Origin of the sequence: Xanthovirga aplysinae (assembly GCF_009711365.1) — a bacterium.
Classification (GTDB): domain Bacteria; phylum Bacteroidota; class Bacteroidia; order Cytophagales; family Cyclobacteriaceae; genus Xanthovirga; species Xanthovirga aplysinae.
The window spans coordinates 1-17,048 of the sequence record NZ_SMMB01001270.1; the positions used below are offsets into that span (position 1 = coordinate 1).

General features: G+C 35.6%; 8 protein-coding genes. 6 read left to right on the forward strand and 2 right to left on the reverse strand.

Translation table 11 applies throughout. From position 1 onward, the window contains the following. The 5 genes from E1171_RS20380 to E1171_RS20400 form a co-directional block, all read left to right on the forward strand. On the forward strand, positions 1-2,433 hold a 2,433-nt coding region (locus E1171_RS20380; protein WP_222931556.1), incomplete at its 5' end, for an ABC transporter permease. A 396-nt stretch (positions 2,434-2,829) separates the two neighbouring features. Next, positions 2,830-4,230, forward strand: a complete 1,401-nt coding sequence (locus tag E1171_RS20385; RefSeq protein WP_155207915.1) for a serine hydrolase domain-containing protein — start codon at positions 2,830-2,832, stop codon at positions 4,228-4,230. A gap of 84 nt (positions 4,231-4,314) precedes the next feature. Then, positions 4,315-5,637 carry a M20 metallopeptidase family protein gene (locus tag E1171_RS20390; RefSeq protein WP_222931557.1) on the forward strand — a complete coding sequence of 441 codons (1,323 nt, stop codon included), beginning with the start codon at positions 4,315-4,317 and terminating at the stop codon, positions 5,635-5,637. Between the two features lie 697 nt (positions 5,638-6,334). Then, positions 6,335-7,891 carry a carbon-nitrogen hydrolase family protein gene (locus E1171_RS20395; RefSeq protein WP_155207916.1) on the forward strand — a complete coding sequence of 519 codons (1,557 nt, stop codon included), beginning with the start codon at positions 6,335-6,337 and terminating at the stop codon, positions 7,889-7,891. Between the two features lie 492 nt (positions 7,892-8,383). Further along, on the forward strand, positions 8,384-10,807 hold the full coding sequence (locus tag E1171_RS20400; RefSeq protein ID WP_155207917.1) for an ABC transporter permease: 2,424 nt from the start codon (positions 8,384-8,386) through the stop codon (positions 10,805-10,807). 46 nt (positions 10,808-10,853) lie between these two features. Here the strand turns inward: E1171_RS20400 and E1171_RS20405 are convergent, their stop codons facing one another. Continuing rightward, positions 10,854-11,576, reverse strand: coding sequence for a DUF1349 domain-containing protein (locus tag E1171_RS20405; protein ID WP_155207918.1), 723 nt, complete (start codon positions 11,574-11,576; stop codon positions 10,854-10,856). A 1,057-nt stretch (positions 11,577-12,633) separates the two neighbouring features. Between E1171_RS20405 and E1171_RS20410 the strand changes: the two genes are divergently transcribed. Next, positions 12,634-15,033 carry a TonB-dependent receptor domain-containing protein gene (locus E1171_RS20410; protein WP_155207919.1) on the forward strand — a complete coding sequence of 800 codons (2,400 nt, stop codon included), beginning with the start codon at positions 12,634-12,636 and terminating at the stop codon, positions 15,031-15,033. 67 nt (positions 15,034-15,100) lie between these two features. Here the strand turns inward: E1171_RS20410 and E1171_RS20415 are convergent, their stop codons facing one another. Next, complete coding sequence (locus E1171_RS20415) at positions 15,101-16,468, reverse strand: DUF5723 family protein (protein ID WP_155207920.1); 1,368 nt, start codon at positions 16,466-16,468, stop codon at positions 15,101-15,103. Positions 16,469-17,048: the final 580 nt, after the last annotated feature.

Below are 17,048 nucleotides of genomic sequence, written 5' to 3' on the forward strand. Positions count from 1 at the left end.
TTTTGGATCGTAACATCACTTATCATTTTAAGTGAAATGTTTAAAAACCACCTCAAAATTGCATTCCGAAATCTGATCAAACAAAAATTTTATTCCTTTATTAATGTCCTGGGATTAGCAGTAGGGCTTGCTTCCTGTCTGCTGATCTGGTTTTGGGTACAGGATGAATTAAGTTATGATCGTCATCATACTAATATTGACAGGCTTTATCGCGTCACTACAGATTATGGCCTGACAGGAGCAGACCGAAAACTGGCGGTAAGTTCAGGGAAAATAGCAGAAACCTTCAAAGAAGTTTTTCCTGAGGTGGAAGAAAGCGCCCGAATTTATAATTCAGAAGATAATATACTAAGTTTTGGACAAAATAACTTTAGAATACAAAGTGTAGGTTATTCGGAGCCTTCTCTTTTCCGGCTGTTTACTATTCCCATGCTAAAAGGTGACCCGAAAACCGCTTTGGCTGAACCCAATTCTATGGTAATTGATGAAAGTACTGCCAAACGGCTTTTCGGAGATAAAGCCCCCATTGGAAAACTAGTAGTTAAAAACAAGGAAGATACCTACAAGGTCACCGGAGTGTTTCAGGATATTCCAGAAAACTCCCATTTTAAATTCAGCGTCTTTTGTTCACTGGAAAACTTTTGGAAATATCCATGGGGTGAAAAAGATTGGGTGGCTTCAAATGTTCATGTTTACCTTTTATTAAAAGAGCAAGCAAACCCCAGTACGCTCGAAGCCAAATTTCCTCAGGTATTGAAAACCTATGCTGCCGTTGATTTTCTGAACAGAATGGGAATGGAATGGGAAGAAGTACAGCAAAAATGGGGTTTACATATGCAGGCCGTTAAAGATATCCACTTACATTCTGACTTGGAAGCGGAAATCAGACCAAATGGAAGCATTACCTATATCTATATTTTCTCCACAATAGCTTTGTTTATCCTGATCATTGCCTGTATCAATTACATGAACCTGGCAACCGCCCGTTCAGCGGATCGCGCCAAAGAAGTAGGGGTTCGAAAAGTTTTAGGTGCTTACCGTTATCAATTGATCAAACAGTTTATGACAGAATCCTTTTTGTTAACTATTGTTTCAGCTTTTATGGCATTGGGATTAGTGGAAATATTGCTTCCTGCCTTTAACCGTTTATCCGAAAAATCTATTACCTCTCATTATTGGGATAACTGGCCGTTAATAGCCGGTCTTGGAACCGGACTTTTTGCCCTGGCAATACTTTCCGGCTTCTATCCGGCTTTCTTTCTTTCAAGGTTTCAGGCAGCCAAAGTCCTGAAAGGGAGAATTACTAGCGGGATGAAGGGAACTAAACTGCGTAATCTTTTGGTGGTGGTACAATTTGCGGTTTCTATTTTTCTGATTGTAGGGACATTAGTAGTGTACCGCCAGCTTTCTTTTGTCCAAAATAAAGATGTGGGTTTTAACAGAGAAGAACTATTAATCGTAGAGGGAACCCATGCTTTAGGAAAGCAAACAGAAACCTTTAAACAGGAATTATTAAAATATCCGGAATTCAAAAGCGGAACCGTTTCAGGTTTCCTCCCTGTGGATTTCGCTGCTAGGTGGAGTTCGTCAATTGCTGTAAAAGGAAGAAAAATGAGATCCATTGATGCTACTTATTGGCAGGTGGATTACGATTACCTCAAAACCCTGGAAATGCAAATGAAAGAGGGACGTTTTTTTTCTGCGGATTTTCCTTCAGATTCCTCTGCCATTGTCCTGAATGAGGCGGCAGTCAAAAAGCTGGCCCTGGAATCCCCTTTGGGTAAAGTGGTCAAGCAGTTCCGAAAAGAATATACGGTTATTGGAGTGGTAAAGGATTTTAATTATGAATCCTTAAGAAGCACCATCCGCCCTGCATCCTTGGCCTTAGGCGATCAAACCTGGCTAACTACTTTTCGTATAGATGGTTCCAAGGTAAAGGAAGCCCTTGCACATTTGGAAACTCAATGGGAAAAAATGGCGCCTGGAGAACCCTATTCCTACTCCTTTTTAGAGGACCGTTTCAACGAAATGTACAAGCAAGAGCAAAAAATGGGTAAGGTTATGGCCACCTTCTCCAGCCTTGCTATTTTTGTGGCCTGTCTTGGTCTTTTTGGCTTAGCCGCTTTTACAGCAGAACAACGCCGAAAAGAAATTGGTATTAGAAAGGTACTAGGTTCTTCCATCAGGGCTATTGTTTTACTGCTTTCAAAAGATTTTGCCCGTTTGATCATTATCGCTTTCCTCATTGCTTGCCCTGTTTCCTGGTGGATAATGAACGATTGGCTAAAAGGTTTCGAATATCGCACCACCCTAGGATTGGGAGTTTTTCTGCTGGCTGCCTCTCTGTCTTTTATAGTAGCCTGGATTACGATGAGCTTTCACGCTATAAAGGCGGCTACGGAAGACCCAGTGAATGCTATTCGTTATGAGTAACAGGAAATTATATTTCATTTGCTTTTTGATCTTTTATTTTATCACCTGATCTATGGGATTAACGGTCCTTAAGTGGAGGTCCAAAAATTTGCATCTCTACCTTTCCTCCATCTTCAGAGAAGATTATACATTAACCGTTGCCTAAAATTATCCACATCAGAAAAATCACTTTATTCCTCTGGTGAATGAGAAAATTTTCAGAAGATAAAAGTTCAAAGAATTTGACGGTAATCAGAACATAAACCTTTATAATATATTAGCTATTTTTTTACTACAAACTATTTTAAAATGTAATATCTGTTTACAATACATTTGGATTGAAAAGAGACAGGGGAAATTTTTAGACTTAGGGCCTCATTTTAATAATTAGAAAAAATTCAAAAAATCAATTAGACTATGAAATTTAGAATAATAACAATATTAATCATCACATTATTATGTGTTGAAAAAGCAAAGTCTCAGTTTACCCAGGATATGTTTGATGAAATAACAGAATTCGTAGAAACAGAACGTAAAGCCTATAGTATTCCTAATGTAGTCGTTGGGATTACAAATTCGGAGGGAACCATATACCTTAATAATTTTGGGAATGGAGAAATTGATGATTTGTATTTAATAGGTTCTAATAGCAAATCTTTTACTGCACTTGGCATTCTGATCCTTCAACAAAAGGGATTACTTGACATTAATAATCCTGTAAAAAATTATTTATCATGGTTTAAATATGAGAAACCTGGACAATCCGACAGAGTAACTGTAAAAGACCTTTTGAATCAAACTTCGGGAATCCCCAAAAAATTAGGGATGTCTAAACCCGGTAGCATCGAAGAATTTCAACAATTATTAAAACAAATTTCTCCTCAGAATGGTAGCATCGGAAAATTTGAATACTCAAACTTAAATTATCAATTACTTGGATTAATTATTGAAAAAGTCTCCAAGCGAAAATATGCTGAATTTTTAAAAGAAGAAGTTCTTAGTCCCCTCAACATGAGTAAAACATTTGCAACCTATAATGAAACAGTACAAAACGGACTTATTCCAAGTTATCAATACTTGTTGTATTACCCTTTTCTTCCAAAATCAATAAATTTCCAAAACTATGAAGTTCCTTCTGGTTTTATTTCAACTACAACAGAGGATATGGGTCATTATTTGAGAAGCTTAATTAATTCAAAAAATTCCATGCAAAACTCAATTTTTGACCAAAACATCACTGATCAACTTTTTAAACCAGGAACAGAAAAGAATTTCAGTTACGGAATGGGCTGGTATGTAATAAGAAATTGGAAAGGGTATGAAATGTATATTCACGGTGGGCAAACTCAAAGTTTCAGTTCTTCCATGCAAATTATTCCAAAATTGGGTGTTGGAATTATTATAATGTCGAATATAAACAATGAATCTACTGTAAATAATATGGCTTTTGCCATTTCAAGAATTCTAGCCGAAAAAGAAAGAACTGAGTATTCAAAAACTAATTTTTATTTGATGCAGAGTATTCCTTTTATTGCTCTTTTGATTCTGTTAGTTCTGTTTTTCAGACTTAAACGATGGATTAAACTTAAATTCCCTATAGGAATTAACAAAAGGGTTTTACCCAATATTTGGTTGCTTTCAGGGTTAGGATTTGGACTGTTTTGGGTAATTTACTTTCCAATTGCCTTTAGCACTCCTCTTATGGCAATTGTTGACTATGAACCAAGTAGTGGATATAGTATAATTATGGTAACAATTGGAATCATCTTAAACTCAATATTAGCCTATTTTAACAAGACAAGAAAGAACCTTTCCTAACAACAAATCTATTTTTATTTCACCTAATTGATTAATCAATATTAAAATTTGTAATCATCTTTTTAAGACAAAAGGCATTTTTTTATGAATACATTTATGAGAAAATTAAATTTCAAGAGAATACTGAAATCAATTTTAACTGTTTACCTACTTTTTTTTGGATTAATTGTCTTTGGGCAAAACCCAGAGGTTGAGACTTCAATCCATAAAAATGTACAAAAGCGAACTGATGAAATTTTTGACAACCTTATCCAAATTCGAAGGGATTTACATACTTATCCAGAATTGTCGGAACAAGAAAAAAGGACTTCAAAGAAAATAGAAGAGTATTTATTATCCCTGGGGTTGGAGGTAAAAACTAATATTGGAGGATATGGAGTAGTTGGCATCTTAAATGGACACAAAGCAGGTAAACGAATAGCCTGGCGAGCGGATATTGATGCCCTTGCATCCGACTTTCCTGATGTTGTCGATTTTAAATCTAAAAATAAAGGAGTTCGGCATATTTGTGGACACGATATACATACCACAATTGGACTTGGCATTGCTAATATATTGACAAGCCAAAAAGAAAATATTGATGGTACGGTATATTTTCTTTTTCAGCCTTCTGAGGAAAACTATGAGGGAGCAAAAGCCATGATTAATGATGGTTTATTTGATATGATTGATCCTGAGGAAATCTATGGTTTACATATTGTCCCTTTTCCTGCAGGAACAATTGCTACTAAAGGTGAAGAGGTATTTGCTCATTATAATGCAATAAAAGTATCCTTTAAAAATTCACATTCTACAGATTCCTTAATTGATTATACTAAAAAACTTATATCAAGCTTTCAAAATATAAAACCTGAAAGCAAATTTTGGGATCCTGGAAATCTAACAGACTCAAATGTTGGAATAGGAAATCCCAATACCATATTTAAAAATTACCTAACCGTAAATGAAGATTTCAGCATCAAGCAAACAAATAATGAAGTAGTTATTAGTACAATTATTCAATCAAGTAATGGAAAACAATTGGATTCGCTAATAAAATCATTGAAGCAAAATATAAATGAATCAAAATATTCAAAAGATTTAATTTCTGTTGAGTATTCTTGGGAAAAGGATGTGGTTTTAAATGATAAAAATTTAGCAGCAAAAGCCTTAAATAGTATTACCAATATTTATGGTAAACAGAGTGTAATCCCACTATATGGTGAAGTACCTTATGGATTTGGGGACGATTTTGCATATTTTCAAAACCAGGTTCCAGGAGTTTATTTCTTTTTGGGTGGGGCCAATTATGAGAAAGGTATAATTTCAATGCCGCATACCCCAAACTTTGATGTTGATGAAGATTGCATAAGAACAGGGGTAAATTTCTTTTCATCCATGATAATAGAAAGTCTAAACAATGAATAAACGTAATAGTGAATTAAGGGCAAATATAAAAAGTGAATGAATAAAGTAGAGGTCAGCTGTAAAGCGAAAAAACTACACATAAAATTCCACTACTTTTCATAAACAATACCCTTTTTTCTTCATACTGAAAATAGGAAAAAACAAGACGAACAAAATTGCATTTATTTTTTTGGGAAACTTAACCTTCTTTCATCAGAAAAAGATAATTTTCCACACCGCCTTCGGGAGTCCTATGGGACCTTTTCATCCTTTTTGGTAAAGAAGTACTACATGGAAGTTCTTTTGACAAAGACTACCTGGATTTTTAGGATCCTGGTAGTCTTTGTTATTCTGGCAATGACTTAAAAACACCTTAATTCTTTCCACCTATATGAATAAAGTTTCTATTTTCGAGGAAAAAATTTCTCACAATAGTTTTTGAAGGGTATAATTGCTCCATTTTACAGATGGGAAAATCAATTCCATTTTCTAAAAACAAAAGGAAACACAAACCTCATATCTATTAAATAAAAAGCCTTAAATTTATTAGTCTAGAGAAGTGTTTATTTCCCCCTCCCAATAGGAAAGGCTTGTTAAAAGTGATAACTTTAATACAGCAACATTAGCAATTCACAGGCAAGGCCTTACCAATCTCCTCTTCTGTCCAAAAAAACAACTCCTCACCTCTCCTAGCCACCTCTGCAAAATCTCTGAACCTATGGAAGAAATTGGAAAAATTGAACTCCGCTTACTAAATATTAAAGATTATCAGGAATTAAAGGAGTCAATGGAAGAAGCCTATAAATATTGGCCAGGAGTTTCCTGGGAGCGCATAGAAATTCAAAAGCTTATCCAGATTTTTCCGGAAGGACAAATTGCCATTGCTGTAGATGAAAAAGTTGTAGGTTGTGCCCTATCCCTGATAGTCAGATACAAAAATTTCGGTGACTCCCACACCTACCAACAAATTACTGGAAACTACACCTTTAAGACTCATAATCCAAGGGGAGATGTCTTATACGGAATTGAAGTATTCATCAAACCTGATTTTAGAGGTATGCGATTGGGTAGAAGATTATATGATGCCAGAAAAGAACTGTGTGAGCGCCTAAATTTAAGTGCCATAGTATTTGGCGGACGTATCCCTAATTACCACAAACATTTGGACATTACCCCTCAGGAATACATACAAAAGGTCAAAACCAAGGAATTCTATGACCCCACCCTAACCTTTCAACTGGCCAATGACTTTTATGTGAAGAAAATCCTAAAAAACTACCTTCCTGGTGACAGAGAATCCAAAGAATATGGGGTTTTGCTTCAATGGAATAACATCTATTACGAGAAAGAAACAGATACGATATCCAGCAGTAAATCGATTGTTCGCTTAGGTCTAATCCAATGGCAAATGCGTCATTATCAAGGAATTGACGATCTATTTGAGCAAGTAGAATTTTTTATCGATGCCGTGGCCAGTTACAAAAGTGATTTTGCTCTATTTCCGGAATATTTTCACGCTCCCTTAATGGCCAAATATAATTACCTGTCAGAGGCTGAGGCCATTCGAAAATTGGCTGAATATACCGAAGAGGTAAGAGATCGTTTCTTAAAACTTGCCATTACCTACAATGTCAACATCGTAGCTGGAAGCATGCCTTATTTGAAAGATAACCAACTCAAGAACATAGGATTTTTATGCCGAAGGAATGGCACTTATGACAGCTACGAAAAGCTCCATACTACCCCTGATGAAAGAAAATTTTGGGGACTAGAAGGTGGTCAACAACTCAAAGTCTTTCAAACCGATTGTGGTCCAATAGGGATATTGATTTGTTATGATGTCGAATTTCCTGAACTTTCACGAATTCTTGCAGAACAAGGAATGAACATTCTATTTGTACCTTTCCTGACTGATACTCAAAATGCTTACTCAAGGGTAAGATATTGTGCCCGGGCCAGAGCCATAGAAAATGAATGTTATGTAGCCCTGGCAGGAAGTGTAGGCAATTTACCTAAAGTAGAAAATATGGACATTCAATATGCCCAATCGGTGGTATTTACTCCTTGTGACTTTGCTTTTCCTTCCAATGGGGTAAAAGCTCAGGCCACCGCCAATACGGAGATGATTCTGGTGGCTGATGTTGATTTGGATTTACTGCTGGAACTACACGAACATGGGGCAGTAATGAATTTAAAAGACAGAAGAGCCGATATGTATGAAGTTAATGCAAAAATGATAAAAATGATGGAAGATCAAAACAGTCCAACTCAATAGAAATAAAACCATTGTGGTCCTCATAATTGAAAACCTATTTCAGAGCTCAATAAATATTTTCCCTTCCCCTCCCTCAAAAATAATTTATTCAATAGTCAGTAGGTACAACCCCATTTTTTTAGAAAAGAGTCTTTTGGAGAACTGCTTCTCCTAAACCGAATTCTATCCTCCAGCCAATACTTTTGACTGAAAACAAACGTCTTTGATGTTTAAACCACAGCAAAAAGTCAATAAAATCTTGAAAACATAGTATATTTATTGCCAAAAATGAAAATGGGTCAATTTCAAACCTGACTTTACCCCTTTAAATTGAATGATATATCATATATTCTTAAGAAGGTATGAAGTTTATAAACCCACAAGTTATGACCTTTATTTTTTAGGCTATAAGAATATTTTTTCAAAAAAAGCAAAGTTCATTCACCCATTTTTTTTTAGTCCCTTTTGGAATGATTTAGAATTCTAAATTTTGAAACCTTCATTTTTTAGACCATGTTAGAAAATTACATTAAAATTGCTTTTAGAAATATATTAAAGCATAAATTCTACACTTTTATCAATATCACTGGTCTGGCCATAGGCATGGCTTGCTGTTTTTTAATATTTCTATGGGTGAAGGATGAATTGAACTATGACCGCTATAACACTAAATATGACCGGATCTACCGTATTACCACTAAATTAAAATTAAATGGAGATAAAGAACACATGGCTATCACCCCAGCCCCATTAGCCACTACTTTAAAAAATGAACTTCCAGGAGTTGAAGAAACTGCCCGTTTGACTGCCTGGACTGATTATTACAATATTACCTACGGAAAAACAACATTTAGTGAAATCAAAGGAATATTTGCAGACTCCACCTTATTCAATATTTTCACGATTCCCTTTGAAAAGGGAAACCCCTATCATGCATTAACTCAGCCTCACAGTGTAATTATAGATGTAAGTACCGCAAAAAAAATCTTTGGAAAAGAAGACCCAATAGGCAAAACGGTGACAATTGAAAGAAGGGGGGACTTTATTATAAATGGAATAATGAAAGATATGCCTGAAAATTCTCACTTTAGAGCTAATGTTTTTCTTTCCCTTAACAGTGTAAAATGGAGTGAATGGAACAATTGGGTGGGTGAAAACAACTTTTACACTTATGCCTTGCTAAGGGAAGGGACAAACCCAATAACAGTTGAAAACAAGTTTAAAGAATTAGTAGAAAAATACGTTGGCCCACAAGTAAGCAATGTAATCGGCTCCCCCGAGAGTATTGCAGAATTTGACGACAATTTTTCTTTTAACCTTCAACCGTTGAAAAATATCCATCTGCGTTCAAAGGTTAAATACGATACCTCAACCCATGGAAATATTAACTACGTTTACCTACTTTCCACCATTGCTTTTATCATTTTATTAATTGCCTGTATCAATTATATGAACCTGGCTACCGCCCGTTCCGTGGAGCGTTCTAAAGAGGTAGGCTTAAGGAAAACTTTAGGTGCACATCGGCCTCAAATGGTGGTTCAATTCTTATGTGAATCTATCCTTCTCACCTTAATCGCATTATTTCTTGCCCTCATTATTTTAGATAGTATGCTCCCCATTTTCAACTTTTGGTCGGGAAAATCCATTTTTATTGACTATGGGACTAATATTCCCCTTTTAATTTTTATTAGTATCATTGTATTAGTGGTTGGACTCCTTTCCGGTGGCTACCCCGCTATTTATTTATCAGGAACTGGACCAATTCAAGCACTGAAGGGGTTGCAAACCAAAGGCGGAAAAGGAGGAAACCTGAGAAACCTATTGGTAACTTTGCAATTTGCGGCTTCCATTTTTTTCATTATTGGCACAGCAACGGTTTATAAGCAATTATTTTACTTAAGAAATACGGACACGGGATACAATAAAGAAGGACTTTTAGTTCTCCATAACAGCTATTATCTGGACAAAAAAATAGAAAGCTTCAAAAAGGAAGTGCTACGTCAACCTTTATTCAAATCGGCTACAATTACTAGCTATTCCCCCGTGAGTAGCATTTCCAATAATAACAATTCCATTTTTTGGCCGGAGGGACCTCAAACTGAAGAGAACTCTCATTTTATGTACCGTTGGTGGGTAGATAATGATTTTCAAAAAACCATGGAAATGGAAATGGTTAATGGTCGCTTTTTCTCTTCCGAATTACCTTCAGATTCTTCAACAGTGGTCATCAATGAAGCAGCAGCGAAATTGTTAGGCTATGAGGATCCTATAGGACGAAAGATTAACTCAAAAACCCCCGAAGGGGACATCAGCAACACCATAATTGGAGTCATCCAAGACTTTAATTACAAAACACTCAAAAATAAAATTGAACCCCTTATCCTCTATTTGGGGAGAGACCAATACCTCATAACTTTCCGTATTGATAGCCAACATACCCAAGAGGCCATCCAACTCTTACAAGAAAAATGGCAGCAAATGGTCCCTGGAAAAGAATTTATTTATTCCTTTTTAGATGCAGATTTTGCAAATGAATATGAAAGGGAGGAAAAAATGGGACAAATATTTACATTCTTTTCAGTACTTGCCATTTCCATTGCCTGCCTGGGACTTTTCGGTTTAGCGGCTTTTACGGCTGAACAACGAAAGAAGGAAATTGGCGTAAGGAAGGTGTTAGGAGCTACCGTGGGTGAAATTATTCTCCTACTTTCTAAAAGTTTCGGTAGGTTGTTAATCATTGCCTTTGTGTTGGCCTGTCCTCTAGGCTGGTGGGTAATGAACAAATGGTTGGAAAATTTTCAGTACAGAACAAGCATTGGGGTAGAAGTATTTATTTTGGCAGGCATTCTTTCATTTTTTGTTGCTTGGATAGCCATGAGCTACCATGCCTTCAAAGCTGCCAAAGATGATCCAGTAAACTCCATCCGGTATGAGTAATTGATTAACCCTCCTAGAAGTTAGAATTCTTGGAGGGTTTTGCTTTTTAATTTCCAGTCCAAAAATCCTTAAATGGCTGTGGAGAGTAATTAATTTCCGAAAAAACAGCTGTACAATTTTCCCCATCTGGAGATTGGACTGAGAACCCCAACTTTAGATTCCCATTATTATGAAATCTGAAAATTCTTAATAATTTCCAGTCCTTTCCATCTAAGGAATAATAAAATATATTAAGATCTCCGGCCTTAGCAATTCTAAGAAAGATCTCCTGGGCCTTTATTTCATTACTAATATGATCGTCTGTAAATGTTTTGGTTACACCAGTTGAGATGACCAACTTCCCATCATGTCCTTTTTCAAACATTAATTTGGTATAGTGCAAGGAGTCTTCATACATCACCAAACTTCCCCCATCAAAAGGCTTTCCAAACCCTACTTGTACTTTGCTGGTTAATACAAAACTTTCATCTGCAGGAAAAGCTAAAATTGGGGCATTAGTTTTACCCGGTCCTCCTCCTGCGAAATTATACAAGTCTGTTCCTCCTGAAGTAGTTAGGGAGAACGAATTTTCAGATAAAACTTTAGCACTCTTTCCCTTATTAACCCATTCTAACGAATAAGGTATAGCTTCTAAGGAAAGAGAATCCTTTTGAACTTCATATTTTCCTTTATTTGTGGTATTTAAATCAGCAAAAAAAGAAGATTTTGCAAAAACTGTTTGGCTAAGAAAAAAAAGTAGAAACACCAAAAGTAAATTCCTTCTTCTCATAATTATTTAATATTAAGGTAAAACAAATATATTTTCATTTAACGGTATGTTTCAATTCAAAAATTGCCCAATAGCACACAAATTTGTCTAATTTCTTAAATATTGTTTATAGAATATGATTCAAACGCTACAAAAATACCAATTCTAAATTACATATTTATTGATTTACGGAGAAGACTTATTTTTGTTGGTAGAAAATTTAATTCATTCCATTAATCCGAAAATATCTAAAAGTAGCCCTCCGAAACTTAATCAACCAAAGATTCTCCACCCTTAAGAATTTGTTGGTATTAACTATTGGTATAGCTTGTTGTTTACTCCTTTTTTCTGAATTCAGGATGAAATGAGTTATGACCATATACCATACAAAACTGAAATGTATCTAAGGAGTATCCCATGGATACCAAGGAAATATTATAACAACCGTAAGAAGGACCGCCTCCATTGGTTTTATTCCTCCGTTAAAAAAAGCTTACGAGAAAGTTGGGGAACCATTACGGATTGATGAAATATTTGGACCTTTTCCTTTAAGAATTGGGGATAAGACTTTCAATTCAAAACCTCCATTACTCCGGATTTTTTTGTGTTGACAGGGTTAGTTGCAGTTGTGATTACCTGATTTACAATGAGCTTTCGTGCCATAAAAGCTGCCACTGAGAACCCGGTAAAGGCAATTCGGTATGAGTAAATCTTTTTATTTTTAAAAGCCAAAAGTTAAAACGGTTAACCATATAATGTACCCGTCAGCCACAAATACTTTTGTTGACGGGTACTTTTTTATTCGACGTTTAAGATTATCCATAATGCATGATTACCTTTCCCATTTCTTGAGTTAACCAACTACCTACACTCACAAGGATATCAGAACGATACCATAAAACTATTCCATTTTTCTAAAAATTACCTATTCTTACTCTAATTCCATAACCTTGCCCCAAACCTTCTTTTTAAAAGAGCTTCATTTTTTTAGCTCAAAAAATAAACTACTTCCTGTAACCTTTAAAAGGTAAGCTGGTATCCTGATCAGAAGAAATTTTTAAATCTCAACATTTTTAAAATGCGAAACTTTTATTTTTTTACATTTGTCTTCTTTTTCTCCTTATTATCAACTACCAATGCTCAACATATCATTTCAGGGAAGGTAGTGGATAAAGATAGCAATGCCTTGGAATGGACCAATGTCAGCCTACTGCAAGCTTCCGATTCTTCTTTGGTCACAGGAACAATAAGTGATTCAGAAGGAAAATTCCAATTAAATGCAGCCTCTGGCAATTATATAATGAAAGTGTCCTTTATTGGCTATACCACCTTCCAAAAGCCTTTTACCATCAAACAAAATATAAGTCTCCAGAAAGAAATAATTTTGGAGGAAGACAAAAAAAACCTGGAAACCGTAGTTGTGAAAGGACAAAAAAATCTAATTGAGAGAAAAGCAGACCGAATAGTATTCAACGTGGAGAATTCTCCTTCAACTGCTGGAAGTTCAGGATGGGAAGCCCTCCGAAAGGCCCCTGGAGTTATGACCGATCAAAATGGGGAAGTGGCCATTAGCGGCAAGAAAGGAGCCAGAGTAATGATCAATGATCGTATTGTGCAGCTTTCCGGAGATGAATTAAAAGCCTATATAGAAGGGCTTTCTGCAGATGACATTTCCAGTATTGAGGTCATTACAGCTCCTCCAGCAAAATACGATGCAGAAGGAGCAGCCGGTTTGATCAATATAAAAACCAAAAGTACACCAGCCTTTGGTTTAGTGGGAAGCCTACGTTCTGGCTTGGAGCAAGCTTCCCTATTTGGATACAATGGAGGAATCAACTTCTATTATCAAGATCAGAAAATCAACATTTACGGTCAATATGGTGGAAAATCTAGTGGCTTTACGGGAGTAAATGATGGTACAACCACCATTTATGATGCCACCACCTATATTGCAGATCATTATAAATACAGGAATTTAACGCATAATTTTAAGGGGGGCCTAGATTATAAACTGAATAACAAAAATGTGATTGGTTTAATGGCAGAAAGTTCCTCAAGAAAAGGCAAAGGAGATATTTCTTCCATCACGACTTTTGACAACCAGGAAGATAATTTATTTGAAAACCCCAGTAACACGGACTCTAAAAGGCAGCTCTATTCCCTAAATTTAAATTATAGACGAGATTTTAGCACAGAAGGCCATTCCTTAAGTACAGACCTGGACTATACCACCTATCAATCCAATTCCCTGCAAGAAATTTATGATTTTCAGAAAGAAAGCAAATTAGAATCCACTGGAAATGGTATGAAACATTTTCTTTCAGAGTCTTTATCTGATCAGGATTTCACCATTCAATCCGCTAAGATAGATTACAATCTCCCCATTAAAAATCTTTCTTTAGAAAGTGGAGCAAAAATTAGTAGAGTAAAGGTAAAAAGTGATGCTGAATTTAAAGACAACCTCAATGGAGCCCTTGCTAAAGACCCAACCAAATCCAATCTGTTTCATTATCAAGAAACTATTAGTGCCTTATATACAGGAATAAATTCTTCTATTAAGGAAAAATTTGATGTTAAATTAGGATTAAGAGGAGAGTACACCCAAATTGAGCAGAATTCTCAGGGTTCTCTAGATAGTACCAACCAAAATAATTACCTAAGTTTTTTCCCATCTGTTTTTCTACTGTACAAAGATACCGATCGACAGCAATGGAAGCTCTCCTATAACAAAAGAATAAGAAGGCCATCCTACCGGAGTTTGAACCCCTTTAGATATTACAAAAACCCTTATACTTATGCCGAAGGGAATCCATATTTACAACCATCGACTGTCCATAATTTAGAACTAGGATATACCCTTGATCAGACCTATACTATTTCGGCTTATTACCAATACAACTTGAATGATGCCACAGATATGGCATTCCAGGAACCCCAGGACGAATACCTGTATTATTCCTACATCAACCTACCTCCTTCTAAACGCTATGGTATGAATTTTTACATCCCCATCACCTTCACTTCCTGGTGGAGCATAAATAATTCGTTAAACCTGTACGCAGTAAAAGAAAATTTCACTTATTTGAACCAGTATATATCTAATCATCAATTAAGTGCAAACCTTTCCTCTACGAACACCTTCAGTATATCAAATGGAATTAAAATAGAATTAAGTTCCTGGTACAATTCCCCTCAAAGATCTTTTATCTATAAAGTAGGGAATACTTTTGATGTGAGTTTGGGAGTTAAAAAAAGCCTATTCAACGATCGAGGTAGTCTAGCATTAAATTTAAGCGATATTTTTAAGGGAAATGTGGCTGAAGTAGATATTAACCTAGAGCAAATGAAAGCAGAATACAGAAATCAATTTGATACACGCTACCTTCGTTTAAGCTTCAACTATAAATTTGGAAAAGAGTCAGTAAAAAACAATAGGAAAAGAAAGGCAGGCAATCAGGAGGAAAGAAACAGACTGTGACCCAAGTATAAATTTACTTGTTTCCCCAAAGGGTCCAATAACCTTTTGGGGTTAGGCATTTAATAAATCAAAAAGAACAAGTCAATTGAAAAGCTAAATCCCCTTCATAACCATCTCCTTCTAAAAATGGGAGAATGTTAGAAGTTGCTATTCCCAATCTAAAAAAACCTGCCCTTGCGGCGAACAATGCTCCTGGTTTAAAACCACTAAAGCTAGAGATCTCTGCACTAGTACCCAGTTCCAGAATGTTATTCCAATTAAAGACATAAGAAGCTCCTAAATATGGAGATTTAATGTTGACACTAATTTTTGTCAAGTGATTAACTATTGTAAGGTAAATCATATGACGGGAATATAAACGCCCAAATCCATCATATGCAGGCAGGCGAAATCCTCCTTGGACCCGAACACGGCTAGGATAAGGCATAGAAAAAGAATCTTCTTCATCCAAATTGCCCCTAGATGCCTTAATAATCTCCTGCAAATTGAAATCATCCACATTGGTGGGATCCAGAGTGCCTTGATCCTGGTAATTAATGACATCCTTAACAAATTTTAACCTTCCAAAATCTAGAAAATTTAAACTTGCAAACCAGTTCTGTTGATAATTAAGGGTAATTCCCGCATCTAATGCTAAACCACTTCCCTTAGATTCCAGAGGACTAAAACCCTTAAAATTCGTGGTATAAAAGTTAAATCCATAATTGGCAAGAATCAAATTCCCCTGATTTTCCAATGACACCTTCCCTTCACCATCATTAGTGGAAAAAGCTGCAATTCCTTGTAAGTACTTTACACGTAGCCCCCATCGCATATAAACATCATTCCAAAAACCTCGTGGATTTTTCAGCTCTATAGGGCCAGCAGCTCCTAAAGTCCACTCTCTGCTATATACACCATCTAATCTTGCATATTGGTCAGCCAAATTTGAAAGATCTCTTAAAGTCCTATTGTAGTAGGCTTGCACGATATTTCCTGAAACTGCCCCACTTCCTTGTGCTCTTTCCGCAACTCCAAAACTTAAAGTAAGTATTTCCTTTCCATAGGTTTGTCCAGGACACCATACTTTACGCTCAAAATTATGATGAGGAATATTCGTTTTTTTGGTGACCTTGAATCCAATATTCAATGGCTCAACTACTGCCATAAAGCCCCCACGATTTTCAGGTTTAACATTGCTTGCTAACTCTCCAGTTTTCTTATCTCCCTTAATAACAGGCTCAATTTCACTCCTTTTAAAAGTGGAATTCCCTCCCCATAAATTTCCTCCCACAATACCTATTTGAAACTTATTAAAATCAGTCCCAAGTGCAGCTGGTTCAAAACGTGCCCTGTTTACAGAAAAAAAGTGAGAGACTGCCAGTGGTGAGGAGTTTTGAGCATGAACCCCTATTAAAGGAAGTAAAAACAAAAAAATAAAAAAGTAGAATCTCATAAATTCCGGAATAGTTAATTACAAACTAATAATTCTTAAAAAACAGGAATTTATATAAAAGTGAAGAATTAAAGGAATAGATCAGAAATTAAATTTTTCAATAGTTTTCCTTCAGAAATTTCAATTGGTATTTATTTAGATAATATTAATTCAACCTTCCATAACTTGAATAATCTTTTACATCTAGCAGGTTTGATATTTCCTTTTTTAATTTCTTAATATCCACTATCCTAGACTGAACATACTTATCAAAAATTTGGAAATGATCTTTTTGTATATAGAACGTCCGTCAGCGCACACGAATGTCTGGAAACGAACAAAACCCTCACAAAAACCTCTATTTTTGGAACAAAAAAGTAGTTTTTCTTCTGGCACATAATTTGGCAAGGGAATAAACTAAAGATTTATTTTTATAAAGGTGCTATTTAATTAGATACATATTTAACCTATGAACTTTATTACCTAAAAGTCCAGTGTTACAATCCATTTTTAAGGATACTTCTGTTCTATAAATTCCAGTATTATGAAAAAGCTTTTCTTCAGTTTCATCCTATTTTCATTTCTATTTTCATTTGCATAC